This window comes from Nocardioides turkmenicus (assembly GCF_011045035.1).
Classification (GTDB): Bacteria; Actinomycetota; Actinomycetes; order Propionibacteriales; family Nocardioidaceae; genus Nocardioides; species Nocardioides turkmenicus.
Map to the genome: position 1 here is coordinate 128,002 of NZ_JAALAA010000003.1, position 25,755 is coordinate 153,756.

A 25,755-nucleotide genomic window follows, 5' to 3' on the forward strand; every position below is an offset into this window, starting at 1 on the left:
CCGCTCCTTCGCGACTCGTGCTAGCTGGCCGACCTGGGCAGCTCGGCCTTCCCGTCGGCCTTCTCGGCCTCCTCCGCCAGCTCGTCGAGCTCGTCGGCCAGCTCGTCAGCCAGCTCCTCGGCCAGCTCCTCGACCGACTCGTCGGCGGGCGCATCCGGATCGCGGGAGACCCTGATGACGAAGTCGTCACCGTGCTCCGAGACCCCGTAGACGACCGCCTGCTCGACAGCCTTGGAGGCGTACTGGGCGCGGACCACCAGCGGGTCCTCCCGGAGGTCCTTCACCAGGGCGACGCACAACCCGACCATGACCAGCACGAACGGCACGGCCGCGACGATCGTGACGGTCTGCAGCCCGCTCAGCGCGTCGGAGCCACCGACCAGGAGCATCACCGCAGCGACCGCGCCGGTGGCGACACCCCAGAAGATGACCGTCGGCTTACCCGGCTCGATGGAGCCGCGCTCGGAGAGCGTGGCCATGACGATCGAGGCGGCATCCGCACCCGAGACGAAGAAGATCGCGACCAGCACCATGACCACGACACTGGTCACCGTGGCGAGCGGGAAGGACTCCAGCGTGCTGAACAGCTGCGTCTCCACACCGCCCGCACCGGCGATGTCGACGCCGCCCTGCTGCAGGTCGATGGCCGCACCACCGAAGATGGCGAACCAGGCCAGGCTGACCAGCGACGGGACCAGCAGCACACCGATGACGAACTGGCGGATGGTCCGGCCACGCGAGATCCGGGCGATGAACATGCCGACGAACGGCGTCCAGGAGAGCCACCAGGCCCAGTAGAAGACCGTCCACCCCGACAGCCACGACGCGGTCTCGGACCCCTCGGCCGACGTACGCGCCGACATCATCGCGACCTCTTGGAAGTAGCTTCCGACGCTGGTGGGGACCAGGCTCAGGATGAACACGGTCGGACCGGCCACGAAGACGAACAGCGCGAGCCCGACGGCCAGCACCATGTTGGTGTTCGCCAGCCACTGGATCCCCTTGGCCACACCCGAGACCGCCGAGAGGACGAACCCGACGGTGAGCACCGCGATGATCCCGACCAGGATGCCGTTGCCGGTGCGACCGAGACCGCCGACGATCTCGAGGCCGCTGCGGATCTGCAGCGCCCCCAGGCCCAACGACGCGGCCGACCCGAAGAGCGTCGCAAAGATCGCGAGCATGTCGATGACCTTGCCGCCGGCTCCGTGCGCGTGGCGCCCGAGGAGCGGCTCGAAGACCGCGCTCAGGAGCAGACCGCGACCCTTCCGGAAGACGCTGTAGGCGATCGCGAGGCCCACCAGGGCGTAGATCGCCCACGGGTGGATGCTCCAGTGGAAGAGGGTCGTGGCCATCGCCGTCTGGATCTTCTCGGCCTCCCCCTCGCCGACCGAGCCCGGCGGCGGCGAGACGAAGTGGCTGACCGGCTCACTGACGCCGTAGAAGATCAGGCCGATCCCCATGCCGGCGCTGAACATCATCGTGATCCACGAGACCGTCCGGAACTCGGGCTCCTCGCCGTCCCGGCCGAGCGGGATGTTCCCGAACTTGCCGAACGCCAGCCACAGCACGAACCCGACGAAGGTCGACGCCGCGGTGACGAAGAGCCAGCCGAGGTTGGACATCACCCAGGACAGCGACTTCCCCGAGACCGACGCCAGGGAGTCGGTGCTGACGAATCCCCAGGCGAGGAAGGCGACCGCGATGACCGCGGTCACGCCGAAGACGACGCGGTCGAGGCCGCCGGCGTTCTTGGCGGGTTCCTCGGGCGGACAGTCGAGGGCCGGATGGGTGGCGTTGCCGTTCTGTCCGACGGACTTGTGGCGTGGCGACGCTTCTGGGGAAAGGTCTCCGTTGCCTGCAGATGATCTCATGACGCACTCCGATCGAGAGCTCTTGGGATGAGCAGCATCTGTCGGTGCCTTCAAGGCTCCGGGTGGCGGCACTTCAGTGGGGCGCTACGCGGGCAGACGCTGATATACTAGTCACCTTATATGTGATGCATCACACAAGGCAAGGGTCAGATCTGAACGACGAGCTCGAGCTCGACCGGCGCGTCCAGAGGCAGCGCCGAGACCCCGACAGCGGAGCGCGCATGCCGCCCCACCTCGCCGAACACCTTGCCCAGAAGCTCCGAGGCACCGTTGGCGACCAGGGCCTGATCGGTGAAGAGCGGGCCGGAGGCGACGTACGCCACGACCTTGACGATGCGCTTCACCTGGCCGAGATCGCCGATCTCCGACCTGATCGCGGACAGCGCGTTGATCGCGCACCATTGCGCGCATGCCTGACCGTCGGCGACACCGAGCGTGTCGCCCACCCTGCCCGTGGCGAGCAGCTCGCCCTCCCGGATCGGCAGCTGGCCCGAGGTGAAGACGAGCGTCCCCGCCCGGACCGCGGGCACATGGGTGGCGGCAGGCAGCTCTGCCTCGGAGAGCGCCAGACCGAGCTCAGCCAGCGCGACGTCCGGCGCGAGCGCCGCAGCACTCGCCCTCCAGGGGCTCATCAGCCGCAGAACCCGGCTCGCTCGATCCGACATGGTCGGGATACTAACACTGATATACTAGTTGTCGATACTGTGACTTTCAGGAAGCCGGCTCATGACCCAGGCGATGGCGACGACCACCGAGGAACGGTTCGCCGAGATGGCGAGCACGCGTCCGCGGTGCTTCTGGCTCGACGCGGGCCCCGGTGACGGGACCACCCGCCGGTCGATCATGGGCGCTCTGCGCGACGACGACGTCTCGCTCACTTATGACGCCGCTCGCCGCGAGGTGCTGCGGCACCGCGACGGAGAGACGAGCCGGGCCGGCGACGACATCTTCACCGTCCTCGAGGACGAGCTCGCCCGCACCCCGCCCGACGAGATCTGGGTCGGCTACCTCGGCTACGCCTGCCGCCCCGACCTGCCGGCCGGAGTCGACGCCGGGATGGTGCCCGACGCGATCTGGATGCGTACGCCGCGCGCGACGACGGTCGAGCCGTCGCCGGCGCGCACGGCGAGCCGCGCACGACACCGCCCGGAGCGGTCCGGCCGGGACACCCCTCCGGCTTACACCCGGGCCTTCGACGCCGTGCAGCGGGAGCTCCGGGCCGGCAACTCCTACGAGGTGAACCTGACCCAGCGCATCCGGGTCCGGGACGAGATCGACCCGGCGCTCGCGTACCTGCGGCTCCGCGACCTCAATCCCGCGCCCTATGCGGGCTTCATCCAGCATCACGACGTCCGCCTGCTCAGCTCCTCCCCCGAGCGCTACGCCACGATCGACACCGACCGGATGATCGAGACCCGGCCGATCAAGGGCACCACCCCGCGCGGGACGACAGCCGCCGAGGACGAGGCGCTGCGTCGCGACCTGGCCTCGAACCCGCGGTTCCGCGCCGAGAACCTGATGATCGTCGACCTCCTCCGTAACGACCTGGCGATGGTGTGCGAGCCCGGGTCGGTGACCGTGCCCTCGCTGATGGCGGTCGAGTCCTACACCTCCGTCCACCAGCTCGTGACGACCGTGCGCGGCCGGCTGCGCGACGACGTCAGCAGCATCGGAGCCCTGCGTGCCCTCTTCCCCGCCGGCTCGATGACCGGCGCGCCGAAGCTGCGGACCATGGAGATCATCCGCAGCGTCGAGTCCACCGCCCGCGGGGTCTACTCCGGCGCCTTCGGCTGGATCGCGCCCGACGGCCGGGCCGACCTCGGCGTCGTGATCAGGAGCCTCACCACCGCCGGCGACGGCACCTGGGAGCTCGGCACCGGAGGCGGGATCACCATCCACTCGACCGCTCCCGAGGAGTACGCCGAGGCGGACTGGAAGGCGGAGCGACTCCTCCGGGTGTTCGGCACGCCGCTACCCGGCGACTGATGTATCAGACTAGGATGGCAAAAATCGCACAGGCCATGACGGACAAGTGGGGCACGACTCGATGACGGTAGACGAGATCCTGGCAACGACGGCGAATCCGCCCGCCAGCTCACTCGCCGAGCAGGCCTACCAATACATCCGCGACCGCCTGGTGATGCTCGACATCCGCCCGGGTGCGCCGATCAACGACGGCCAGATCGCCGCGGCCATCGGCATGGGCCGCACCCCCGTCCGGGAGGCGATCAAGCGCCTCGAGGCCGACCACCTGGTCCATTCCTTCCCACGCCGCGGCACCTTCGCGACGACCATCGACGCGACCGAGCTCAGCGCGATCGCGGAGATCCGGCGACAGCTGGCGCCGTACGCATCCCGTGCCGCCGCGGAGCGGGCGACGCCACAGCAGCGCGAGCAGATGCGCGCCCTTGCGGCCCAGATCGGCAAGGGCCGGCTGGGCGACGGCGACCGCACCGCGCTGATGCGGATCGACAAGGCCGCCCACGGCCTGATCTACCAGTCGAGCGGCAACGCCCACCTCGAGGACATCCTGATCAGGTACGACAACCTCGCCATCCGGATCTGGTGGATGGTTATCGACCGCCTCCCCGACCTGGCCCACCACGTCGTCGAGCAGGCGCAGCTCCTCAACGCGGTGGCCGACGGTGACGCCGACCGGGCCGAGAAGCTCACGCTCGAGCACATCGGTGGCTTCGAGCGGGAGATCCGCCAGGTCCTCTGACATCCCGGGGACACCCGGTGGCTGTCGGATCGGGTCGCCGACCCGACAGCCACCGATGCTGCGTACGCCTTCTAGCAGTCGAGCTGAATGTCACCCAGCGGCTTGGAGCAGCACATCAGCACCTTGTTGTTGGCGATCTCCTTCGGCCGGATGCCGCCGTTGTGCTTCATGTCGACCTCGCCGGAGAGCATCGACACCTTGCAGGTGCCGCACATGCCCTGACCACAGGCGGACATCGGACGCATGCCGGCGGCGATCGCCGCCTCCAGGAGCGTCTCGTCCGGTCCGCAGGTGATCATCCGGCCGGTGCGCGCGAACTCGACCGAGAACCCGGCCGCGGCCTCGTCCTCGGAGTCCTGCTCGACCGGCGGGGCCGCCGTCGGTGCGGGCACCGCGGGAGCGCCGAAGTCGAAGCTCTCCTCGTGGTACTTCTCCATGTCGTAGCCGAGCTCTTCGAGCAGCGACTTCGCCGAGGCCATGTAGCCCGCCGGACCACAGATGAACGTCTCGCGCTCATTGAGGTCGGGCGCCAGGATCTCGAGCACCGGCTTGGAGATCCGACCCTGCAGCCCCATCCAGCGCTCCGTGGGGGCGTCGCCCTCACAGATCTCCACCACCCGGAGGTTGGGCATGAGGCGGGCCATCGCCTCGAGCTCACCGCGGTAGATGATGTCGGCCGGCGTACGCGCGCTGTGCACGAAGAGGATGTCCGCCTCGGAGCCGAGGTCGTACAGCGTCCTCGTCATCGAGAGCACCGGGGTGATGCCGCTTCCCGCCGAGAGGAAGAGGTACTTCGGCGCGTCCTCCTCGGGCAGGACGAACGCACCCGCCGGGGCGTGCATCGAGATCCAGGTGCCGGGCTCGAGGTTGTCGTGGAGCCAGTTCGACACCACGCCGTCGGGGACCCGCTTGACCGTGATGGCCAGCCGGTCGGGCCTGGTCGGCGGCGACGCGATCGTGTAGCAACGCGTCATCAGCTCGCCGTCGATCTCGACCCGGATGGTGATGAACTGGCCCGCCTCGAAGTCGAACGGACGACGCTCGGGGGTCGTGAAGACGAAGGTCTTCACGTCATGGGTGACCGCGAGCACCTGGCTGCACACCAGGTCCATCACGTCGCTCTCGGCCCAGCAGGGCTCGAGCATCCGCTTGCTGCGAACGGGCGCGGGGCGGCCGTTCTGCAGCCCGAAGGAGTTCGGCTCCGACACCTGGGGGATGTCGGTCTCGATGATGGTCATGTCTCCTCCCCGACTTCGGCTAGGCGTTGGCTTGGATGCGTTGGACGTACCAGGTGACGAATGCATCGACCTCACCCTCGACCTCTGAGTACGGACCAGGTACGTAGCCCGGGTCCGTCACTCCTCGCTGGGTGCCCTCGACCAGGACGCGATCCTGGTCGTTGGTGGCACGCCAGACGGAGGTGAGCGACTCGACCGAGTAGTCGACGCCTTCGACGGCGTCGGGGTTCACCAGCCAGGTCGTCCGGACCAGGGTCCGGTCGACGGCGAGCGGGATCACCGAGAAGACGACGGCGTGGTCACCGAGGAAGTGGAACCACGAGTTGGGCTGCATGTGCAGCGACAGGTCGCCGAACCTCGGGTCCTCGATGGATCCCATCAGCTTCGCGCAGAGCTGCTGACCGTCGGGACCGAACGAGGCGCCCGCACCGTCGAGCGGCAGGTGGGAGATCTGGAACCCGGTCGCCTTGCCCTCCAGCTGACAGATGTCGCCGTTCGGGAAACCGATCGCCTCGCGGGCCTTCTCCAGCTCGGCCTGCGCCTCGAGGTAGCGCTCGAAGATCTGCTGCTGGCGCGGCGGCACGTCCTCGGCCTCGTAGCGGCTGATCGGGAAGTACGCCGTGAGCAGCTCGGGGTGGGAGGCGTCGCAGTGGTGGCACTCGCGGTTGTTCTCCATCACCAGCTTCCAGTTGCCCTCCTCGACGATGTCGGTCTGGTGGGCGATCTTGGCCGAGGCGAGGTCATAGGGCTTCAGGTAGGGCTCGATGAGCTGGCTGACCTCGTCGAAGTCGGCCGGCGGCTCGTCGGCCAGGCAGAGGAAGACCAGCCCGCCGACCGCACGCACGTTCACCGGCTTGAGCCCGAACTTGTCGTACTCGAAGGTGTCGGCCTGCGACTCGGCGAAGATCAGGCTGCCGTCGACCCGGTAGGTCCACTGGTGGTAGGGGCACACGATGTTGCCGATCGAGCCGCAGCCCGACTCGAGCAGTCGAGATCCACGGTGGCGGCAGACGTTCCGGAAGGCGCGGACGTTCTCGTCGTCGTCGCGGACGACGATCACGGAGTGGGGCCCCAGATCGACGGTGACGTAGTCACCGGGGTCCGGGATCTCCGCCTCGGCGACCGCGAAGATCCAGTGCTGACCGAAGATGAGGTCGAGGTCCTGCTCGTAGATCTCCGGGCTGGTGTAGAAGGGCGCCTCCAGGCCGAAGCCGGCTGCTCGCTCGTCCGCCATGGACGCCAGATCCACTGGCGTCGTTTCGATGCTCATTCGCGTCACGTTGATGTCTCCCACGCTCAAACCGGGCAGATTCCGGGTTCAGATAACGGCGGCCCGTCGGATGACGGTTGTTTCACTCTGCAAAACTGCTGCGCAGAACGCAACACGATTCTGCCGCGCGCCCCGAGAGCCTGTCAACGGCTCGATGTGGATTCCCTCACAGGATTTACAAGCGGTTTACGACGGACGCGAAGTGGCCCGCATGCACGGCATGCGGGCCACTTCGGGGGCCGATCGGTTCGCCTCGGCCGGGGCAGGTCACTCGGCCTTGGGGAAGCCGTTTCGCTCGGAGATCGCCGCGGCGGCAGCGAGCACGTGCTCGGCCAGCTCGGGTGCATTCTCGGAGGTGATCCGGAACGACGGGCCGGAGACCACCACGGCGGCGATCACCCCGCCACCGAGGGAGCGGATCGGCGCCGCCACGCCGGCCAGGCCGATCTCGTGCTCGTCGACGGAGTAGGCGTAGCCCAGCCTCCGGACCTCGGCGAGCTGCTCCTCGAGCCGCACCGGGTCGACCACGGTCTCCTCGGTGTAGCGCTCGAGCCCACGATCCAGGATCCGCTGACGCTCCTCGGGGCGCATCATCGCCAGGAAGACCTGACCGGACGCGGTGGTGTGCAGGGGGCTCCGCTGCCCGACCCAGTTCACGGACGTGATCTCGGCGCTCCCGATCACCTGGTCGATCGTGATGGCCTCCTCACCGTCGTTGATGACGATGTTGACGGTCTCCCCCACCTCGTCGGCCAAGGCCATGCAGATCGGACGACTGGTGACCGAGAGGTCGTGCTTGCGGGTCGCACCTGCGGCCAGCTGGATGACGCCATAGCCGAGCTGATAGTGCCCGCGACTCGCGTTCTGCTCCACCAATCCGCGGGCCTCGAGGGTGGCCAGCAGCCGGAAGACCGTCGACTTGTGCACCCCCAATTCCTCGGAGATCGGCGTCACGCCGACAGCGCCCCGACGGGCGAGCACCTGGAGGATGGAGATGGCGCGGTCAACTGAGTGAACGGTCGTGCTCCGTGTTTCGCTCGTGTTGCTCATGCTGAAACAGTATGCCTCCCTGCCAGAGTCGCCTCGCCACCCCTACTGCCGGGTAGGCGAGTCGCGTACGACCGGCCGTTCTCGAACGAGGCATGAAATCGGTCACATCAGGGTCTTGATGCCGATGCCGTCGACGGTCTAGTTTGTTTCATATAGCGCTGCTGTTTCGCTATGAGAAACAACCTGGAAATCTGAGTACGCCGGACGCCCCCGTCCCCGGGGGCAGGAAGAAGAGACGCCATGGCAGACAACAGAGTCGTCGTCTACAAGGGGCCGGGAGAGGTGGCCGTCGAGTCCATCGACTACCCGAAGCTGGAGCTCCCCCAGGATGTCGTCAGCGGTCTCGGCATCAAGCGTGCGGCGCCGCACGCGGTGATCCTCAAGCTCGTGACGAGCAACATCTGCGGCAGCGACCAGCACATGGTGCGCGGCCGGACGACCGCCCCCGTGGGCCAGACACTCGGCCACGAGATCACCGGCGAAATCGTCGAGATCGGCGACGACGTCCTCTTCCACGAGGTGGGCGACATCTGCTCGGTCCCGTTCAACATCGCGTGCGGCCGTTGCCGCATGTGCAACGAGGGCAAGACCGGCATCTGCCTCAACGTGAACCCGGCGCGGGCCGGCGCGGCCTACGGCTACGTGGACATGGGCGGCTGGCTCGGTGGCCAGGCGGAGTACGTCATGGTCCCGTTTGCCGACTTCAACCTCCTGAAGTTCCCGGACCGGGACCAGGCCCTGGAGAAGATCCTCGACCTGACGATGCTCTCCGACATCTTCCCGACCGGCTACCACGGTGCGTACACCGCCGGTGTCACCACCGGGTCGACGGTCTACGTGGCGGGTGCGGGCCCGGTCGGGCTCGCCGCGGCGTACTCGGCCCAGCTGCTCGGCGCGTCGACCGTCATCGTCGGCGACATGAACGCCGACCGGCTCAAGCAGGCCGCCAGCTTCGGCTGCGAGACCGCCGACCTGTCCTCCGGTGACGCCCTCGCGGACATCATCGACGACATCCTCGGCGAGCCGGTCGTGGACGCCGCCGTCGACGCGGTCGGCTTCGAGGCCCGCGGCCACGGCCGCGACGCCGCCGAGCAGCCCGCCACCGTCCTCAACGACATCATGGACGTCGCGCGCGCGGGTGCTTCCCTCGGCATCCCCGGCCTGTACGTCACGGGCGACCCGGGTGCCGTCGACGACGCCGCCAAGCAGGGCCAGATCGGCGTCCGCCTCGGCCTGGGCTGGGCGAAGTCGCACACGTTCGTGACCGGCCAGTGCCCGGTGAAGCAGTACAACCGCCAGCTGATGAACCTGATCCTCGCGGACAAGGCCCACATCGCCGAGGCCGTCAACGCGAAGACGATCAGCCTCGACGAGGCCCCGGCGGGCTACGCCGCGTTCGACCAGGGCGCCGCCACCAAGTACGTCATCGACCCGCACGGCATGGTGAGCTGATCCCGACCGGACAGCAATGACGGGCCTGCCCCGGCCAGATCGGCCGGGGCAGGCCCGTCTCAATGCCCAGAAGGCTCACAGGCCCAGCAGTCGGCGCACCTCACCGACGGTCACGACGGAGCCGGTGACCAGCACCTGGCCGCCAGCCCTGGAGGCGGTCTCGGTCGCCTCGGTGAGCGCGTCGGCGAGGTCGTCGACCTCCACGACCCGATCGGCGCTCAGGACCTTCCGCGCCGCGGCCGCGACGGCCTCGGAGGAGAGCGACCGCGGGCTGCTGTTGCGGGTGCAGACCATGGTGGTCACCACCGGCTCGAGCTCGGCGAGCATGCCGGCGAGGTCCTTGTCGCCCAGGGCGGCGACCACGGCGACGGTCGGGCGCGGGCCCAGCTCTGGGAGCGCGGCAGCCAGGGCCCGGGCGCCGTCGGGGTTGTGGGCGGCGTCGAGGACCACGGCAGGGGTGCCGGGCAGCACCTCCAGGCGGCCGGGCGACCGGACCGAACCCAGCGCTCGTCGCAGCGCGTCCAGCGGGATCGTCTCCTCGAGGAGTGCCTCGACGCTCGCGATCGCGAGCACGGCGTTGTGCGCCTGGTGGCGTCCGTGCAGACCGAGTGGGACCTCGGGATAGCGGCCCGCGAGACCGTCGACGGAGATGGTCTGCCCGTCGTCGGAGCCGCGCCGGTCGCTCAGGCCGAAGTCACGCCCCTCGACCATGAGCCTGGCGAGATGCGCGTCGGCATGAGCCCGGAGGAGCTGTTCGACCTCGGGCGTCTGACGCGCGGTCACTGCCAGCGCACCGGGCTTGATGATCCCGGCCTTCTCGGCGGCGATGTCGAGCCGGGTCGGGCCCAGGTGGTCGACGTGGTCGAGCCCGATGGGGAGGATCGCGGCGACCCGGGCATCGATGACGTTGGTCGCGTCCCACATGCCACCCATGCCGACCTCGACCGCGGCGACGTCGATGGCCGCGGTCGAGAACGCCTGGTAGGCCATCGCGACCGTCATCTCGAAGAACGACAGCGGCGTCGGGCTCTCGCGGTCCACGGCCTGGGCCGCGGGCAGGACGTCCAGGTAGGCCCGGACGAAGGCTTCGTGCGAGATCGGCCGGCCGCCGATGCTGATCCGCTCCCGGATGTCGGTGAGGTGGGGGCTGGTGAACCGGCCGACCGTCGAGCCGAGCTCGAGCAGGATCGCCTCCACCATCCGAGCGGTGCTGGTCTTGCCGTTCGTGCCGGTGATGTGGACCGACCGGTAGCCATGCTGCGGCTGCCCGAGCGCGTCCATCACCGCCCGGATGCGCTCCAGCGACGGGGCGATCCTGGTCTCCGGCCAGCGGGCGAGGAGCCGACGCTCCACCTCTGCCACATCGAGGTCGAGAGCTGTGTCCGTCAAAGCGGGTCACCTCCGAGGCGGGTCAGCAGGTCGCGGCGCCACGCCTCGGTCTCGGCGACCTGGTTGAACGTGAACAGGTGCAGGCCGGCGACCGCGGCCTCGGCGCCGTCCAGCCCGGGGCCGGCGCGGGTGAGGAACCGCTCCGGCGAGTAGCCGCCGGGCGCGGCGATGCGGGCGAACATCCCCTTGTTCTTGGCGAGGAACCGCGTCGACTCCCCCACTCCGATCTTGGTCGCCATGGAGAGGAGCTTGGTGCGCTCGACCGGGCCGGGCAGCCCGACGAGGATCGGTGTCGTGACCCCGCGGGCGCGCACGCGGCGTACCCAGTCGGTGAGGGCGCGGTCGTCGAAGGTGAGGTTGCTGACGATCTCGGTGGCGTGGTGGCGCTTGTCCCACATCGCCTGCACCAGGCGGTCGTGGATGATCGTCGGGTGGTCCTCCGGGTAGCCGGCGACGCCGACGTGTCGGAACGGGTCACCGAGGTCGACGAGGGCCTCGAGGAGCTCCAGCGCGCCGGGGAACGCCCCCGGCTGCTCCGCGTCGCCGGCGGGCACGAAGACCTTCTCGATGCCGGCCGCCTTGAGGCGACCGGTGATGTCGGCGAGCTCGGCCCTGCTCGAGACCATGCGCGCGGCGAGGTGGGGCACGACGTCGTACCCGTGGCCGGCGAGCCGGATCGACAGATCGACGGTCCGCTCCAGACCCTTGGCCGGGGAGGCGGTCACGGTGATCGTCCGGCCCGCCGGGAGGGCGGCGGTGACGACCTTCTCGATGGCGTCGGTGGGCAGGACCTCGTAGCGCGCGGCGAGCAGCAGGCGACGTACGACCGTGGCGGCCGAGCGGCGGCTCACCGCTCCCCCGCTCGGGCACCGACCAGCCCGGTGGCGGCCGTGGAGGCCCGCAGTCGCGCGGCCACCCGGGAGGCGGCCGCGGCGCCGGAGACCGAGTGGACGCGTACGCCCCAGGCTCCTCCGGCCGCGGCCACGGCGGCGACGGCGTCCGAGGCTTCGTCACGGTCGGCGGGCACGTCCGGGTCACGTCGCCCGTACGCGGCGGCCTCGGCGAGGAAGCGCTTGCGGGACGCGCCGACGAGGACGGGGAAGCCGAGCTCGTGCAGCCTCGGGAGAGCCGCGAGCAGCTCCCAGGACTGGCTGGCGTTCTTCGCGAACCCCAGTCCCGGGTCGAGCACGATGCGCTCTGCGCGTACGCCAGCGGCGAGCGCCGCCTCGACCCGACCGTGGAGCTCGGCGCAGACGTCGTCGACGACCGAGTCGTAGAAGCAGAAGTCGTCCATCCGGGTGGAGTGCGCCCGCCAGTGCATGAGTACGCAGGTGACGTCCGCCTCCGCGAGGAACGGCAGCATCTCGGGGTCGGCGAGCCCGCCGGAGACGTCGTTGACGATGACCGCGCCGGCGGCGACGGCCTGCTCGGCGACCGAGGCCCGCATGGTGTCGACCGAGACCGGGAACCCGCCGCGGGCCAGGGCCTCGACCACCGGGATCACGCGGGCGAGCTCCTCGGCCTCGCTGACCCGCTGGGCACCGGGCCGGGTGGACTCGCCGCCGACGTCGAGGAGGTCGGCGCCGTCCCGCATGAGCTCCAGGCCCCGGCGTACGGCCGCGTCGACCTCGTGGAACCGGCCGCCGTCGGAGAAGGAGTCGGGGGTGACGTTGATGATGCCCATCACCTGACACCGCTGAGCGGTGTCGGTGGGCAGCTGCACCGTCGTCATGTCAGTGCCCCGACGATCGCCTCCCTGGCAGCCAGCTGCTGTTCGGCGATCTCGACGATGTTGGTCAGCAGCATCGCGCGGGTCATCGGGCCGACCCCGCCGGTGGCGCCGGTCATCTTGCCGGCCACGACGTCGACGTTCGGGTCGACGTCGCCCAGGATGCCCTCGATGGTGCGGGTGATGCCGACGGAGAGGACGGTGGCACCGGGACTGACCCAGTCGGGCTTGACCAGGTGGGCGACGCCGGCCGCGGCGACGATGACGTCCGAGGCCCGGGCGTGGGCGGCGACGTCACGGGTCTCGATGTTGCACAGGGTCACGGTGGCGTGCTCGGTCGGGCGGGTGAGCATGAGCCCGAGCGGGCGGCCGACGGTCAGGCCGCAGCCGATCACGCAGAACCGCTGGCCGGTGATCGGCACGTCGTGCTGCCGCAGCAGCTCGATGATCCCGCGCGGTGTGCACGGCAGCGGGGCCGGGGTGCCGAGCACCAGCTTGCCGAGGTTGGTCGGGTGCAGCCCGTCGGCGTCCTTGTCCGGGTCGATGAGCTCCAGGACCCGGTGGGTGTCGACGTGCGGCGGCAGCGGCAGCTGGACGATGAAGCCGGTGCAGCTCGGGTCCTCGTTGAGCTGCTGCACCGCGGCCTCGATCTCCGCCTGCGTCGCGCTCGCGGGGAGCTCGATCCGGATCGAGGCGATGCCGACCTCGGCGCAGTCGCGGTGCTTGCCCGCGACGTAGGAGTGGGAGCCGGGGTCGTCACCGACGAGGATGGTGCCGAGACCGGGGTCGATCCCGGCCTCGTGCAGCGCCTTCACCCGCACGGCGAGCTCGGCCTTCAGCTCGGCAGCGACCCGCTTGCCGTCGATCTTTGCTGCGGTGGTCATGCACTTCTCCTTAGGCCCGGGACTTCAGCACTCGATGACGTTGACGGCGAGGCCTCCGCGGGAGGTCTCCTTGTACTTGATCTTCATGTCGGCCCCGGTCTCGCGCATGGTCTTGATCGCGGCGTCCAGCGAGACCCGGTGGCTGCCGTCGCCGCGGGCGGCGATCCGAGCGGCGTTGATGGCCTTGTTGCTGGCGATCGCGTTGCGCTCGATGCACGGGATCTGCACCAGACCGCCGACCGGGTCGCAGGTGAGGCCGAGGTTGTGCTCGATGCCGATCTCTGCGGCGTTCTCCACCTGCTCAGGGGTGCCACCGAGCACCTCGCACAGCGCCCCGGCGGCCATCGCGCAGGCCGAGCCGACCTCACCCTGACAGCCGACCTCGGCACCGGAGATCGACGCGTTGATCTTGAACAGGATCCCGATCGCGGCAGCGGCGAGGAGGAACCTGACGATCCCGTCCTCGTCCGCGCTCGGCACGAACTTCTCGTAGTAGTGGAGCACCGCCGGGACGATGCCCGCGGCGCCGTTGGTCGGAGCGGTCACGATCCGGCCGCCCGAGGCGTTCTCCTCGTTGACGGCCAGGGCGAATAGGTTGACCCAGTCCATCGCGCGGAGCGGGTCGGTCTCGTCCGTGGAGGCGTGCAGGTGGGCGTACAGGCCAGGGGCGCGCCGCGGGACCTTCAGCCCGCCGGGCAACGTGGGCTCGACCCGGGTGCAGCCGTTGTGCACGCACTCCTGCATCACCGACCAGATGTGCAACAGCTCGCCGCGCACCTCGTCCTCCGTACGCCACGCCAGCTCGTTGGCCATCATGACGTCACTGATCCGCTTGCCCGACTCGGCACAGACCGCGAGCAGCTCCGCCCCGGTCGTGAACGGGTACGGGATCGGGGTCGAGTCCTCGACGATCCGGTCGGCGCCGGCCGCGTCCTCGTCGACGACGAACCCGCCGCCGACCGAGTAGTAGGTGCTCTCCTGGAGCATCTCCCCGCTGCCCCCGAACGCCCGGAAGATCATCCCGTTCGGGTGCGCGGGGAGGGTCCGGGTGCGGTGCATCACGACGTCGTCGGCGTCGAACTCGATGTCCCGCGCCCCGGACAGCGTCAACCGGCGGGTTGCCCGGACCTGGGCCACCCGGGCGTCCGCGTTGTCGGTGTCGACGGTCTCTGGACGGTTGCCCTCGAGACCGAGGATGACCGCCTTGTCGGAGCCGTGGCCGTGACCGGTGGCCCCGAGGGAACCGAACAGCTCCACCTGGACCCGGGCGACGGCGTCGAGCAGCGACCCCGCCTTCAGGGCATCGGTGAACTGCACCGCCGCGCGCATCGGGCCGACCGTGTGGGACGACGACGGCCCGATGCCGACGGAGAACATGTCGAAGACGCTGAGTGCCATCAGCCGGATCCCAGAACTTTGAACTCGGCCATGGCGTCGACCAGCCAGCGGCCCAGGTAGTCGGCGTACGAGGACCTCGGCAGGATCCGGTAGGAGTCGAGGTCGACCTTCCACAGGATCACCGGGACGCGTCCGATGTTGGTGGCGACCGCCGTGCCCGGCGCGAAGACCCGCGGGTGGAGGTCGAGCGGGCAGCCCTTCTCCAGGACCGCCTGCGCGGACGGACCCTCGAGCCGGAGGGTGGTGCGGTTGGCCGACAGGTCGACGACCGCGGCGGCACCACCTTCCGAGAGGCCTGCGCGCAGGTAGGACACCAGGGTGGAGCCGGCCACGCTCTGCGAGATGACCAGGAACTCGTCGGGCGAGAGCCACAGCACGACCACGTCGTGACCCGTGGCGACCTCGCCGCACCGGGCGGGGAGCTCGGCGCCGACGATCTTGGCCAGGCGTGCCCGGTCGGGCGACCCGACCGCGACCCGCAGGCCCACCATGGTGAGGAACTGCTCCTCGCGCAGCCGCACCCCGAAGGCGCCGGTGACCCCGGCGTCGACGAAGGCGCCGTGGAGGTGCTGGGCAGGGCTGACGCGCAGCGCCGAGATCTTCTTGTCGAGCGGCTCGATCGTGGTCTCAACCATCGCGGCGGCTTCCTTCCGGGTCGTAGAGGACGGTTTCAGCGACGACGACGTCGACCAGTCGGTCACCGACCGGAGCGACGAGGGTCTGGCCGATGCGGTTGCGGCCATCCTTGATGAGCGCCAGGGCGAAGGAGCGCCCGAGCGCGGCACTGTGGTAGCTCGAGGTCACGTGCCCGAGCATCGGCACCGGACCGTCGGCAGGGGTGATCGGCGTACCGGACTCGACCAGCTGGGTGCCCTCGGGCAGCCGGAAGGACTTGTCGACGGGGAGCACCGAGACGAGGTGCTTGCGGTCGGTGCGGGACGTGTCGGCCCGGCTGTAGGACCGCTTGCCGACGAAGTCCTTCGCCTTGGAGATGATCCACTCCATGCCGGCGTCCTGCGGGGTGACCGTGCCGTCGGTGTCCTGACCGACGATCGGATAGCCCTTCTCGGCGCGGAGCACGTGCATGGTCTCCGTGCCGTACGGGGTGATCGACCACTCCTGGCCGGCGGCGTGGATCTCCTCCCACACCTGCGGACCGAACCAGGTCTCCACGTTGACCTCGAAGGCGAGCTCACCGGAGAAGGAGATCCGGCACACCCGGGCGGGGATGCCCGAGGCGAGCGTGGTCTCGCGGAACGTCATGAACGGGAACGCCTCGTTGCTGACGTCCAGGTCCGGGGCGATCTTGGCGATCACCTCGCGCGACTTCGGGCCGACGACCGCGACGGTGGACCACTGCTCGGTGACCGAGGTGAAGCTGACGTCCAGGGTCGGCCACTCGGTCTGGTGCCACTCCTCGAGCCAGTCGAGGACCTTGGCGGCGCCACCGGTGGTCGTCGTCATGAAGTAGCGGCCCTCGTCGATACGGAGCGTGACACCGTCGTCGAACATCATCCCGTCGGGCGTGCACATGACGCCGTAACGGGCGGAGCCCGGGGCGAGCTTCTTGAAGGCGTTGGTGTAGATCCGGTTGAGGAACTCGCCGGCGTCGCTCCCCCACACCTCGATCTTGCCGAGGGTGGTCGCGTCCATCATGCCCACGGACTCGCGGACGGCGGCACACTCGCGGAGCACGGCCTCGTCGAGCGACTCGCCGTCCTGCGGGTAGTACCAGGGGCGCAGCCACTGTCCCACGATCTCCATCTCGGCGCCGTGCTCGACGTGCCAGGGGTGGATCGAGGTCAGCCGGGCCGGGTCGAACAGGTCGCCCCGCTCGCGGCCGGCGAGCGCGACGAACGGGACCGGAGCGTACGGCGCGCGGTACGTCGTCGTGCCGATCTCGCCGGGGCTGCGACCGTCGTTGAGCGCGGCCGCGATGACCCCGATGGCGTTGACGCCGGAGGTCTTGCCCTGGTCGTTGGCGGTGCTGATGGAGGTGTAGCGCTTGACGTGCTCGACGCTGCGCATGCCCGCGCCGGTCGCCCGCAGTACGTCGTGCACCGTCTGGTCGCGCTGGAAGTCGACGAAGTGGTCGACGAGATCGTCGAGCCGGGCGCCTTCCTCGGTGACGAGCCAGAGCGCGCGGGTCGTGCCGTCACCCGTCGCGGCGGGAAGCGGGCCCTCCGGCGCCTCGGCCGCGCCGATGAAGCCGGTGGCGCGCAGCGCGGTCGCGGCTGCGTACCGGCCCTCGGCCAGGCACGCGTCGAGGGTGTAGCTGCCGCGGGCCGATCCGACGATCTGCTGGTCGGCGACCTGGCCGTCGGGGACGAACCCGGCAAGGTCCTCGTCCCAGCGGACCTTGCCCTGACGCTGGCTGTGCAGGTGGACCACCGGGCTCCAGCCACCGGCGACGGCGACGAGGTCGCAGGCGATCTCCCGGCGCTCGCCGACCGCGGCGCCGTCGGCGTCGATGGCCGACACCGTCGCCGCGGTGACCCGTGGGTCGCCGGCGGTGTCGAGGACGGCGGAGCCGAGGACGACCTCGATGCCGGCCTCCTCGGCGCGGCGCGCGGCCTCGGACCGCTCGGTGCGGGCGTCGACGACGGCCGCCACGCCGACTCCGGCGGCGGCCAGGTCGGCGGCGACCTCGTAGGCGCTGTCGTTGGTCGTCGCGAGCAGGACGTTGGAGCCGGCGGCGACGCCGTAGCGGTTCAGGTAGGTGCGGACCGCGGAGGCGAGCATGACGCCGGGACGGTCGTTGTTGCCGAAGACGAGCGGACGCTCGTGAGCCCCGGTCGCGATGACGACCTGCTGGGCCCGGACGTGCCACAGGCGCTGACGAGACAGGCCGTCGAGCGCGGCCTTGGCGGACGCGTCCAGGTGGTCGAGCCGGCTCTCGAGGGCGATCACGTAGTTGGCGTCGTAGCTGCCGAAGGCGTTGGTGCGGGTGAGCACCGTGACCTCGGGGGCGGCCGCGAGCTCCTCGGCGACGCCACGCAGCCAGGTGTCGCTGTCCACGCCGTCGATCTCGAGGTGGCGGGCCGAGAGGAGCGACCCACCGAGCTCGGGCTGGTCGTCGATCAGGATCACCCGGGCGCCGGATGCGGCGGCGGTACGGGCCGCGGTGAGCCCGGTCGGGCCGGCACCGATGACGAGCACGTCGGTGTGGACGTACTTCTTGTCGTAGATCGCGGTGTCGTCGTTCGGGTCGAGCTCGCCGAGCCCGCTGAGGTAGTCGGCCTGCAGCCCCTCGACGAGCTCGACAGCGGTGGCCGGGAGCATCGACTCGGCGACGGCGTCACCGGGGCGGCGCAGCCTGACCAGCGCGTTGGACTCCTCGACCCCGGCGGCGAGTACGCCACGGGGACGCTGCAGGTACAGCGAAGGACCGCACTCGAGGACACCGTTGGCGATCAGGGCCGAGGCGAGGGTGTCACCGGCGTGGCCGGCGTACTCCTGGCCGGCGACGCTGAAGGTGAGACGGGTGGATCGGTCGATGCGGCCGCCGGCTGCGAGGCGGTGCGACGTCGTGCTCACTGCGGGTCTCCATCCAGGCTGGGGCGTGGTTCGCCGTTCCGGTAGACGGCGGCGATGCGGTAGGTGACGGTGTCGCGAAGGACGTTGAACCACTTGCGGCACCCGGCGCTGTGGACCCAGCGCTCGGCGAAGATGCCCTTCGTGTTCTCGCGGTAGAACAGGTAGCGACCCCATTCCTCGTCGCTGAGGGCGCTCGGGTCCTCCGGGTACGGCACGTGGGCCTGACCGCCGTAGTGGAACTCGGTCTCGTCGCGGGGCCCGCAGTCGGGGCAGCTGATGAGGATCATCGTCGGCTCCTTTCAGTGGGCCACGGCGGCTGCGCCGTGCTCGTCGATGAGGGCACCGGTGCTGAATCGCTCGAGGGCGAACGGTGCGTTGTACTCGTGGGGCTCGTCGTGGGCGATCGTGTGCGCCAAGGTCCAGCCGGCGCCGGGCGTGCCCTTGAAGCCGCCGGTGCCCCAGCCGCAGTTGACGTAGAGCTGGTCGATCGGCGTCTTGCCGACCACCGGGGAGGCGTCCGGCGTGACGTCGACGATGCCGCCCCAGGTCCGGAGCAGGTGCGCGCGGGCGAAGATCGGGAACAGCTCGACGGCGGCCGCCATCTGCTCCTCGATCACGTGGAACCCGCCGCGCTGGCCGTAGCCGTTGTACGCGTCCACACCCGCGCCCATGACGAGCTCGCCCTTGTGGGCCTGGGAGACGTAGACGTGGACGTGGTTGGACATCACCACGGTCGGGTGGACGGGCTGGTGGAGCTCGGAGACGAGCGCCTGGAGCGGGTGCGACTGGATCGGCAGGTCGAAGCCGGCCATCTCGGCGAGGACGCTGGAGTGCCCTGCCGCGCAGAGCGCGACCTTCCCGGCCGCGATCGTGCCGCGGCTGGTCTGCACGCCGACGACCCGGTTGCCCTCCTTGAGGATCCCGGTCACCTCGCAGTCCTGGATCAGGTCGACGCCCAGCTCGTCGGCCTTGCGGGCGAACGCCCAGGCGACGTGGTCGTGCTTGGCGATGCCCGCGCGGGGCTGGTAGGTCGCGCCGAGGACCGGGTAGCGGATGTTGTCGCTGGTGTTGATGATCGGGCAGACCTCCTTCACCTGGTCCGCGTCGAGCCACTCGGCGTCGATCCCGTTGAGACGGTTGGCCTCGCAGCGCCGCACCGAGTCGCGTACGTCCTGCAGCGTGTGGGCGAGGTTGAGCACACCGCGCTGGCTGAACAGGAAGTCGTAGTCGAGCTCGTCGGGGAGCACCTCCCACTGCTTGAGGGAGTGCTCGTAGATCGCCGCGGACTCGTCCCACAGGTAGTTGGACCGGATGATCGTGGTGTTCCGGGCCATGTTCCCGCCGGCGAGCCAGCCCCGCTCGAGCACGGCGACGTTGGTGATGCCGTGGTTCTTCGCCAGGTAGTAGGCGGTCGCGAGGCCGTGACCGCCGCCCCCGATGATGACGACGTCGTAGGAGGACTTGGGCTCCGGGTTGCGCCAGAGGAACTCGGGGTGCTCGGGCAGCAGGTCTGCCATCAGTCGGCTCCGTTCGACTCGATGAGGTGGGGGTAGAGCGGGTGCTTCTCGGCGAGGTTGGTGACCCGGGCGCGCAGCGCGTCGGCCGTCTCCTCGGTGAAGTCGTCCTTCAGCGCGGCCGCGATGATGTCGGCCACCTCCTGGAAGTCGGTGTCGCCGAAGCCACGGGTCGCGAGCGCGGGCGTCCCGATCCGCAGGCCGGAGGAGACCATCGGCGGGCGCGGGTCGAACGGGACCGCGTTGCGGTTGACGGTGATGCCGATGCGGTGGAGACGGTCCTCGCCGTCCTGGCCGTTCAGCTCGGAGTCGCGCAGGTCGACCAGCACGAGGTGGACGTCCGTGCCGCCGCTGACCACGGAGATGCCCGAGGCCTTGACGTCATCGGCGAGCAGCCGCTCGGCGATGATGCGGGCACCCCGCAGCGTACGCTCCTGGCGCTCGCGGAACTCCGGCTCCGCGGCGACCTTGAAGGCGACCGCCTTGCCGGCGATGACGTGCTCGAGCGGGCCGCCCTGCTGGCCGGGGAAGACCGAGGAGTTGATCTTCTTGGCGATGTCGGCGTCGTTGGTGAGGATGACGCCGCCGCGCGGGCCGCCGAGGGTCTTGTGGGTCGTCGAGGTGACGACGTCGGCGAAGGGCACCGGGTTCGGGTGGAGGCCGGTGGCGACCAAGCCGGCGAAGTGGGCCATGTCGACCATGAGGCGGGCGCCGACGAGATCGGCGATCCGGCGGAACTCCGCGAAGTCGAGCTGGCGGGGGTAGGCGGACCAGCCCGCGACGATCAGCTTGGGCCGGTGCTCGAGAGCGAGGCGCTCGACCTCGGCCATGTCGATGAGGAAGTCCTCGCGGCTGACCTCGTACGGCACCACCTGGTAGAGGCGGCCGGAGAAGTTGATCTTCATGCCGTGGGTGAGGTGGCCGCCGTGGGCCAGCGAGAGGCCGAGGATGGTGTCGCCGGGCTCGAGCAGCGCGAACATCGCCGCGGCGTTGGCCTGAGCGCCCGAGTGCGGCTGCACGTTGGCGTACTCCGCGGAGAAGAGCGCCTTGAGGCGGTCGATGGCGAGCTGCTCGATGACGTCGACGTGCTCGCAGCCGCCGTAGTAGCGACGGCCGGGGTAACCCTCGGCGTACTTGTTGGTGAGAACCGAGCCCTGGGCCTCCATGACGGCGGCGGGGGCGAAGTTCTCCGAGGCGATCATCTCCAGCGTCTGCTGCTGGCGGCTCAGCTCGGCGTCGATCTGCTGGCGGACCTCGGGATCGAGGTCCGCGAGCGAGGCAGTCAAGACGTCAACCACGGTGAGCTCCCAAACTTTTGAAGTACGATTGATATATCAGTTCCGGATCACCAGTATGCTTGCTGGCGAAGACACCTGTCAACGGCCCAGATCAGGCGGTTCAGATCAAAGAAAGTGGTGACATGGGATGACCGACCTTCAAGCGCCCGTCCGGCCGACGGTCGGCGCGCCGCCGACCTCACTGGCGTACGCCGCCTACGAGCGCATCCGGGACCGGCTGATCATGCTCGACATCAGGCCGGGCGAACCGATCAACGACGGCCGGCTCGCGGACTCGCTCGGGTTCGGCCGCACCCCTGTCCGGGAGGCCCTCAAGCGCCTGGAGACCGACCATCTGGTCGTCTCCTACCCGCGCCGCGGCACGTTCGCGACGCCGGTCGACGTCACCGAGTTGGGCGCGATCTCCGACCTGCGCCAGCAGCTCGAGCCGTTCGCGGCCCACCGCGCAGCGACGGCGGCGACCGAGCCGATGCGGGCCGAGCTGCGCGCCATGGCGGCCCGGGTCCGCGGCCTCGACGCGTCGGGCGACGACCGGCCCACGCTGATGCGGCTCGACCTGTCGGTGCACCGGATGATCTACCGGGCCACCGGCAACAAGCACCTCGAGGACGTCCTGATCCGCTACGACAACCTGGCCACCCGGATCTGGTGCCTGGTCGTCGACAAGCTCCCCGAGCTGGCCTCCCACATCTCCGAGCACGCCCAGCTCCTGGAGACCATCGCCGACGGCGACGCCGAGCGAGCCGAGCGGCTCACCCGCGAGCACGTCGACAGCTTCGCGACCGAGATCCGTCGCGTCCTCTGACAGCACTCTCCCGAGACGCACGATCGGGCGCCGGCCTCACGGCCGACGCCCGATCCGGACCCCCACAGGTCAGCCGCGCAGGCGGCTCATCTCCGGGTCGAAGAGCGGCTCCGGGGTGACCGTCGCCGGGATCCGCTGACCGAAGTACTCGATCTCCACCTGGTCCCCCTCACCGATCTCGGCCGGAAGGTAGGCGTAGGCGATCGGCTTGCCGATCGTGAACCCGTACGCCGCGCTGGTGACGTACCCGACCGCGGTCTCGCCAGACAGCACCGGCTCCTTGCCGAGCACCATGGACTTGCCGTCGTCGATGGTGAGGCAGCGGAGGCGGCGGGACGAGGTCTCCACCGAGCGGCCCTCGAGCGCGGCCTTGCCGACGAAGTCCTCCTTGGCGGTCTTCACCGCGAAGCCGACGCCGGCCTCGTACGGGTCGTGCTCCGTGGTCATGTCGGCACCCCAGGACCGGTAGCCCTTCTCCAGCCGGAGCGCGCCGAACGCGGCCCGGCCGGCGGCGATGACGCCGTGCTCCTGGCCGGCCTCCCACAGCACGTCCCACAGCTTCTGGCCGTTCTCGGCGGAGGCGTAGATCTCCCAGCCGAGCTCGCCGACGTACGAGAGCCGCAGGGCCGTGACGGGGATGCCTCCGATGGTGGCCCGCTTGCCACGGAAGTACTTCAGACCGTCGTTGGTGAAGTCGTCGGTGCTGACCTTGGCGATCAGGTCCCGGGCCAGCGGACCCCACAGACCGATGCAGCAGGTGCCGCCGGTGGTGTCGCGGATCTCGGCGGCGAGCGCGGGGTTCTCGGCCCGCAGCTTGCGGGCCTCCCGGCGGAGGTAGGCCAGATCGACCGGGCCGTTGGCGCCGACCTGGTAGAGCTCCTCCTCGAGGCGGGCGACGGTGATGTCGCTCTTGATCCCGCCCTGCTCGTCCAGGAACAGGGTGTAGGTCACCGCACCGGGCTTCTTGCTCACGTCACCGGTGGTGAGCCGCTGCAGCAGGGTCTCGGCGCCAGGGCCGGAGACCTCGAGCCGGCGCAGCGGCGTCATGTCGTACATGGCGACCGCGGTGCGGGTCTTCCAGGCCTCGACGGCCGCGATCGGCGAGTAGTAGCGGGCCGACCAGTCGTCGCGCGTCGGCGACTTCCACTCCTCCGGCAGCTGGTCCAGCAGGGCCGCGTTGGCCTCGTACCAGTGCGGCCGCTCCCAGGTCCCGGCCTCGAGGAAGAAGGCGCCGAGCTCGACCTGGCGGGCGTGGAACGGGCTGACCCGGATGTTGCGCGGCGACTCCTTGGGCTGCAGCGGGTGCAGGATGTCGTAGATCTCGACGAAGTTCTGCTGCGAGGTCTCGCTGACGTACGCCGGGGCCAGCTGGGTCTCCTCGAACCGGTTGAGCTCGCAGTCGGCGAGGTCGTACTGGGACCGGCCGGTGGTCAGCACCTCGGCGACCGCGCGGGCGACGCCGGCGGAGTGGGTGACCCAGACGGCCTCGGCCACCCAGAAGCCGTCGACCTCGCGGGACTCGCCGACGAGCGAGCCGCCGTCGGGCGTGAACGAGAAGATGCCGTTGAACGACGACTCCGCGATCTCCGTCTCCTGCAGGCACGGGAGCAGCTTGCGGCACTCGTCCCAGGGGCCCTCGAAGTCCTCCGGCGTGAAGTCGAGGCGCGAGGGCATGTTCTCGTCGTCGACGTGCTCCGGGGTCGGACCGAGGTCGGCCGCGACGTACGGCATCGGCTTGTGGGCGTAGGAGCCGATCCCGTAGACCTCGCCCCACTCACGGAAGTAGAGATCCTGGTCCTGGTGGCGCAGGATCGGCAGGGTCGCGCCGTCGGCGAGCTTGTGCTTGCCGGCGAGGGCCGGGACCGGGGTGGTCTTGACGAACTGGTGGGCCAGCGGGAGGAGCGGTACGTCGGTGCCGGCCATCTTCCCCACCTCGACGCCCCAGAAGCCGGCGCACGAGACGACGATGTCGGCCTCGACCACACCGTTGGTGGTCTCCACGCCGGTGACATGGCCGTTCTCCTGGAGGACTCCGGTCACCGCGGTGTGCTCGAGGTAGGTGACGCCGGCCGCCTGCGTACGCTCGATGAGCAGGTCGACGGCACGAGCCGCCCGGGCGAGACCGTCGGTGGGGATGTGCAGGCCGGCGAGGACCTGAGACTCGTCGATGTGCGGGTAGAGGTCCTTGCACTCGGCGGGACCGATGACCCGGGCCTCGATCCCCCAGGACTTCGCGTAGCCGAGCTTGCGGTAGAGCTCCGCGACGCGGGCCTCGGTGGTCGCGACCTCGAGGCCGCCGACCTGGTTGAAGCAGTTCAGGCCGTCCTTCTCCAGGCCCATGAACTTCTCGACCGTGTACTTGGCGAACAGGGTCATCGTCTTCGACGGGTTGATCTGGAAGACGAGACCGGGCGCGTGGGAGGTCGAGCCGCCGGGCATGCTGAGCGGGCCCTGTTCGATGACCGTGATGTCGGACCACCCGCGGGACACAAGTTCGTCCGCGAGGTTCGTGCCGACGATGCCGGCGCCGATGATGACTGTCCGGGGCGAGACGGTGCTGCGAGAGGATGGCATGAGCTTCTCCGATTTCGGCGTGGTTCGGGGTGGGTGGTCAGCGGAACACGACGGTGCTGGAGCCGTGCATGAGGACGCGGTGCTCGCAGTGCCAGCGGACAGCACGCGAGAGCGCGAGGCACTCGGCGTCCTGACCCACGTTGGCCAGCGCCTGCGGGGTGTAGGTGTGGTCGACCCGGTTGACCTCCTGCTCGATGATGGGCCCCTCATCGAGGTCTGCGGTGACGTAGTGGGCGGTGGCCCCGACGAGCTTCACGCCGCGCTCGTGCGCCTGGTGGTAGGGCTTGGCGCCCTTGAAGCCGGGCAGGAACGAGTGGTGGATGTTGATCGCACGTCCCTCGAGCTGGCGGCACAGGCCGTCGGAGAGGATCTGCATGTAGCGGGCGAGCACGACCAGGTCGATGTCGTACTCGTCGACGAGGTCGAGCATCCGCTGCTCGGCCTCCGGCTTGGTCTCCGGCGTGATCGGGATGTGGATGAACTCCAGGCCGGCCGCCTCCGCCATCGGGCGGAGGTCCTCGTGATTGGACGCCACGACCGCGATCTCGCCGCCCAGGGTCCCGCCTCGCCAGCGGAAGATCAGGTCGTTGAGGCAGTGGCCGAACTTCGAGACCATCACCAGCAGCCGCGGCTTGCGCTCGTCGTGGAAGGTGAACGACATCCCGAACCGGTCCGCGATCGGACCGAACGCAGCGGTGAGCTCGTCGACATCAGCACCGTCGGCGGAGGCGAACGCGGTGCGGAGGAAGAAGAGCTCCCCCATCCGGTCGTCGTGCTGCTGGTGCTCGAGGATGTCGAAGCCGCGTTCGTACAGGAAGCTGGTGACCGCCTGCATGATCCCCGGGCGCTCCGGACACGAGAGCGTGAGCACGTTGGTCGTCGCCGTCGGGGCGGTCGCCACGGACGCAACAGCGGTCGAGCTGGGAGGACTGATGGTCATGCTGGGCTCCTGATTGCCGGTAATGATACACAACTCATATATCAGAATGATCGTAGAACGGCTCTCAGAGCGCCGTCAAGG

21 protein-coding genes are annotated in these 25,755 nt (G+C 69.7%); 4 read left to right on the top strand and 17 right to left on the bottom strand.

What is annotated here, in order from left to right; genetic code table 11:
* Positions 1 to 20 precede the first annotated feature (20 nt).
* Both G5C66_RS04480 and G5C66_RS04485 read right to left on the bottom strand, forming a co-directional pair.
* On the bottom strand, positions 21 to 1,874 hold the full coding sequence (locus G5C66_RS04480; protein ID WP_206443722.1) for a BCCT family transporter: 1,854 nt from the start codon (positions 1,872 to 1,874) through the stop codon (positions 21 to 23).
* A gap of 146 nt (positions 1,875 to 2,020) precedes the next feature.
* A complete protein-coding gene (locus G5C66_RS04485; protein ID WP_165109947.1) occupies positions 2,021 to 2,506 on the bottom strand; it encodes a RidA family protein in 486 nt (161 codons plus the stop codon).
* A gap of 94 nt (positions 2,507 to 2,600) precedes the next feature.
* On the opposite strand from G5C66_RS04485, the gene G5C66_RS04490 reads away from it, so the two are divergent.
* Positions 2,601 to 3,860: an anthranilate synthase component I family protein gene (locus G5C66_RS04490; protein ID WP_165109764.1), complete on the top strand. Its 1,260-nt coding sequence runs from the start codon at positions 2,601 to 2,603 to the stop codon at positions 3,858 to 3,860.
* Between the two features lie 61 nt (positions 3,861 to 3,921).
* Complete coding sequence (locus G5C66_RS04495; protein ID WP_165109765.1) at positions 3,922 to 4,596, top strand: GntR family transcriptional regulator; 675 nt, start codon at positions 3,922 to 3,924, stop codon at positions 4,594 to 4,596.
* 71 nt (positions 4,597 to 4,667) lie between these two features.
* Here the strand turns inward: G5C66_RS04495 and G5C66_RS04500 are convergent, their stop codons facing one another.
* From G5C66_RS04500 to G5C66_RS04510, 3 genes are all read right to left on the bottom strand, one after another.
* Entirely contained in the window at positions 4,668 to 5,834 is a 1,167-nt protein-coding gene (locus G5C66_RS04500; protein ID WP_206443723.1) for an FAD-binding oxidoreductase, read from the bottom strand.
* 19 nt (positions 5,835 to 5,853) lie between these two features.
* On the bottom strand, positions 5,854 to 7,104 hold the full coding sequence (locus G5C66_RS04505) for an aromatic ring-hydroxylating oxygenase subunit alpha (protein ID WP_165109766.1): 1,251 nt from the start codon (positions 7,102 to 7,104) through the stop codon (positions 5,854 to 5,856).
* A 267-nt stretch (positions 7,105 to 7,371) separates the two neighbouring features.
* On the bottom strand, positions 7,372 to 8,154 hold the full coding sequence (locus G5C66_RS04510; protein WP_165109767.1) for an IclR family transcriptional regulator: 783 nt from the start codon (positions 8,152 to 8,154) through the stop codon (positions 7,372 to 7,374).
* A 240-nt stretch (positions 8,155 to 8,394) separates the two neighbouring features.
* On the opposite strand from G5C66_RS04510, the gene fdhA reads away from it, so the two are divergent.
* Positions 8,395 to 9,606, top strand: coding sequence for a formaldehyde dehydrogenase, glutathione-independent (gene fdhA, locus G5C66_RS04515; protein WP_165109768.1), 1,212 nt, complete (start codon positions 8,395 to 8,397; stop codon positions 9,604 to 9,606).
* A 75-nt stretch (positions 9,607 to 9,681) separates the two neighbouring features.
* Here fdhA and G5C66_RS04520 read toward each other — a convergent pair whose 3' ends face one another.
* From G5C66_RS04520 to glyA, 10 genes are read right to left on the bottom strand one after another with little or no spacing between them, the layout of a single operon-like run.
* A complete protein-coding gene (locus G5C66_RS04520) occupies positions 9,682 to 10,995 on the bottom strand; it encodes a bifunctional folylpolyglutamate synthase/dihydrofolate synthase (RefSeq protein ID WP_165109769.1) in 1,314 nt (437 codons plus the stop codon).
* Entirely contained in the window at positions 10,992 to 11,846 is an 855-nt protein-coding gene (locus G5C66_RS04525; RefSeq protein ID WP_165109770.1) for a methylenetetrahydrofolate reductase, read from the bottom strand. Before G5C66_RS04525 ends, G5C66_RS04520 begins: the two co-directional genes overlap by 4 nt.
* Entirely contained in the window at positions 11,843 to 12,727 is an 885-nt protein-coding gene (folP, locus tag G5C66_RS04530; protein WP_165109771.1) for a dihydropteroate synthase, read from the bottom strand. The genes G5C66_RS04525 and folP overlap by 4 nt, the downstream gene beginning before the upstream one ends.
* Entirely contained in the window at positions 12,724 to 13,608 is an 885-nt protein-coding gene (locus G5C66_RS04535; protein WP_165109772.1) for a bifunctional methylenetetrahydrofolate dehydrogenase/methenyltetrahydrofolate cyclohydrolase, read from the bottom strand. The genes folP and G5C66_RS04535 overlap by 4 nt, the downstream gene beginning before the upstream one ends.
* 24 nt (positions 13,609 to 13,632) lie before the next feature.
* Entirely contained in the window at positions 13,633 to 15,006 is a 1,374-nt protein-coding gene (locus G5C66_RS04540) for an L-serine ammonia-lyase (protein WP_165109773.1), read from the bottom strand.
* The gene (locus G5C66_RS04545; protein ID WP_165109774.1) at positions 15,006 to 15,641 is read right to left on the bottom strand and encodes a sarcosine oxidase subunit gamma; all 636 of its coding nucleotides are present in this window, start codon (positions 15,639 to 15,641) and stop codon (positions 15,006 to 15,008) included. Before G5C66_RS04545 ends, G5C66_RS04540 begins: the two co-directional genes overlap by 1 nt.
* Entirely contained in the window at positions 15,634 to 18,543 is a 2,910-nt protein-coding gene (locus G5C66_RS04550) for a sarcosine oxidase subunit alpha family protein (protein WP_165109775.1), read from the bottom strand. Before G5C66_RS04550 ends, G5C66_RS04545 begins: the two co-directional genes overlap by 8 nt.
* Positions 18,540 to 18,830: a sarcosine oxidase subunit delta gene (locus tag G5C66_RS04555; protein WP_165109776.1), complete on the bottom strand. Its 291-nt coding sequence runs from the start codon at positions 18,828 to 18,830 to the stop codon at positions 18,540 to 18,542. Before G5C66_RS04555 ends, G5C66_RS04550 begins: the two co-directional genes overlap by 4 nt.
* Positions 18,831 to 18,842: 12 nt before the next feature.
* Complete coding sequence (locus G5C66_RS04560) at positions 18,843 to 20,060, bottom strand: sarcosine oxidase subunit beta family protein (protein WP_165109777.1); 1,218 nt, start codon at positions 20,058 to 20,060, stop codon at positions 18,843 to 18,845.
* Complete coding sequence (gene glyA, locus G5C66_RS04565) at positions 20,060 to 21,343, bottom strand: serine hydroxymethyltransferase (RefSeq protein ID WP_206443724.1); 1,284 nt, start codon at positions 21,341 to 21,343, stop codon at positions 20,060 to 20,062. The genes G5C66_RS04560 and glyA overlap by 1 nt, the downstream gene beginning before the upstream one ends.
* Positions 21,344 to 21,482: 139 nt before the next feature.
* On the opposite strand from glyA, the gene G5C66_RS04570 reads away from it, so the two are divergent.
* Positions 21,483 to 22,160, top strand: coding sequence for a GntR family transcriptional regulator (locus G5C66_RS04570; protein WP_206443725.1), 678 nt, complete (start codon positions 21,483 to 21,485; stop codon positions 22,158 to 22,160).
* 69 nt (positions 22,161 to 22,229) lie between these two features.
* Here G5C66_RS04570 and G5C66_RS04575 read toward each other — a convergent pair whose 3' ends face one another.
* Together G5C66_RS04575 and purU are read right to left on the bottom strand one after the other, a co-directional pair.
* Positions 22,230 to 24,734 carry a GcvT family protein gene (locus G5C66_RS04575; protein WP_165109779.1) on the bottom strand — a complete coding sequence of 835 codons (2,505 nt, stop codon included), beginning with the start codon at positions 24,732 to 24,734 and terminating at the stop codon, positions 22,230 to 22,232.
* A gap of 37 nt (positions 24,735 to 24,771) precedes the next feature.
* Positions 24,772 to 25,674, bottom strand: a complete 903-nt coding sequence (gene purU, locus G5C66_RS04580) for a formyltetrahydrofolate deformylase (RefSeq protein WP_206443726.1) — start codon at positions 25,672 to 25,674, stop codon at positions 24,772 to 24,774.
* Between the last annotated feature and the right edge of the window lie 81 nt (positions 25,675 to 25,755).

Coding starts and splice junctions, on each gene's coding strand:
- G5C66_RS04480 (WP_206443722.1), bottom strand. CDS start 1,874: ATGAGATCATCTGCAGGCAACGGAGACCTTTCCCCAGAAGCGTCGCCA.
- G5C66_RS04485 (WP_165109947.1), bottom strand. CDS start 2,506: ATGAGCCCCTGGAGGGCGAGTGCTGCGGCGCTCGCGCCGGACGTCGCG.
- G5C66_RS04490 (WP_165109764.1), top strand. CDS start 2,601: ATGACCCAGGCGATGGCGACGACCACCGAGGAACGGTTCGCCGAGATG.
- G5C66_RS04495 (WP_165109765.1), top strand. CDS start 3,922: ATGACGGTAGACGAGATCCTGGCAACGACGGCGAATCCGCCCGCCAGC.
- G5C66_RS04500 (WP_206443723.1), bottom strand. CDS start 5,834: ATGACCATCATCGAGACCGACATCCCCCAGGTGTCGGAGCCGAACTCC.
- G5C66_RS04505 (WP_165109766.1), bottom strand. CDS start 7,104: ATGAGCATCGAAACGACGCCAGTGGATCTGGCGTCCATGGCGGACGAG.
- G5C66_RS04510 (WP_165109767.1), bottom strand. CDS start 8,154: ATGAGCAACACGAGCGAAACACGGAGCACGACCGTTCACTCAGTTGAC.
- fdhA (WP_165109768.1), top strand. CDS start 8,395: ATGGCAGACAACAGAGTCGTCGTCTACAAGGGGCCGGGAGAGGTGGCC.
- folP (WP_165109771.1), bottom strand. CDS start 12,727: ATGACGACGGTGCAGCTGCCCACCGACACCGCTCAGCGGTGTCAGGTG.
- G5C66_RS04535 (WP_165109772.1), bottom strand. CDS start 13,608: ATGACCACCGCAGCAAAGATCGACGGCAAGCGGGTCGCTGCCGAGCTG.
- G5C66_RS04540 (WP_165109773.1), bottom strand. CDS start 15,006: ATGGCACTCAGCGTCTTCGACATGTTCTCCGTCGGCATCGGGCCGTCG.
- G5C66_RS04545 (WP_165109774.1), bottom strand. CDS start 15,641: ATGGTTGAGACCACGATCGAGCCGCTCGACAAGAAGATCTCGGCGCTG.
- G5C66_RS04555 (WP_165109776.1), bottom strand. CDS start 18,830: ATGATCCTCATCAGCTGCCCCGACTGCGGGCCCCGCGACGAGACCGAG.
- G5C66_RS04560 (WP_165109777.1), bottom strand. CDS start 20,060: ATGGCAGACCTGCTGCCCGAGCACCCCGAGTTCCTCTGGCGCAACCCG.
- G5C66_RS04570 (WP_206443725.1), top strand. CDS start 21,483: ATGACCGACCTTCAAGCGCCCGTCCGGCCGACGGTCGGCGCGCCGCCG.
- G5C66_RS04575 (WP_165109779.1), bottom strand. CDS start 24,734: ATGCCATCCTCTCGCAGCACCGTCTCGCCCCGGACAGTCATCATCGGC.
- purU (WP_206443726.1), bottom strand. CDS start 25,674: ATGACCATCAGTCCTCCCAGCTCGACCGCTGTTGCGTCCGTGGCGACC.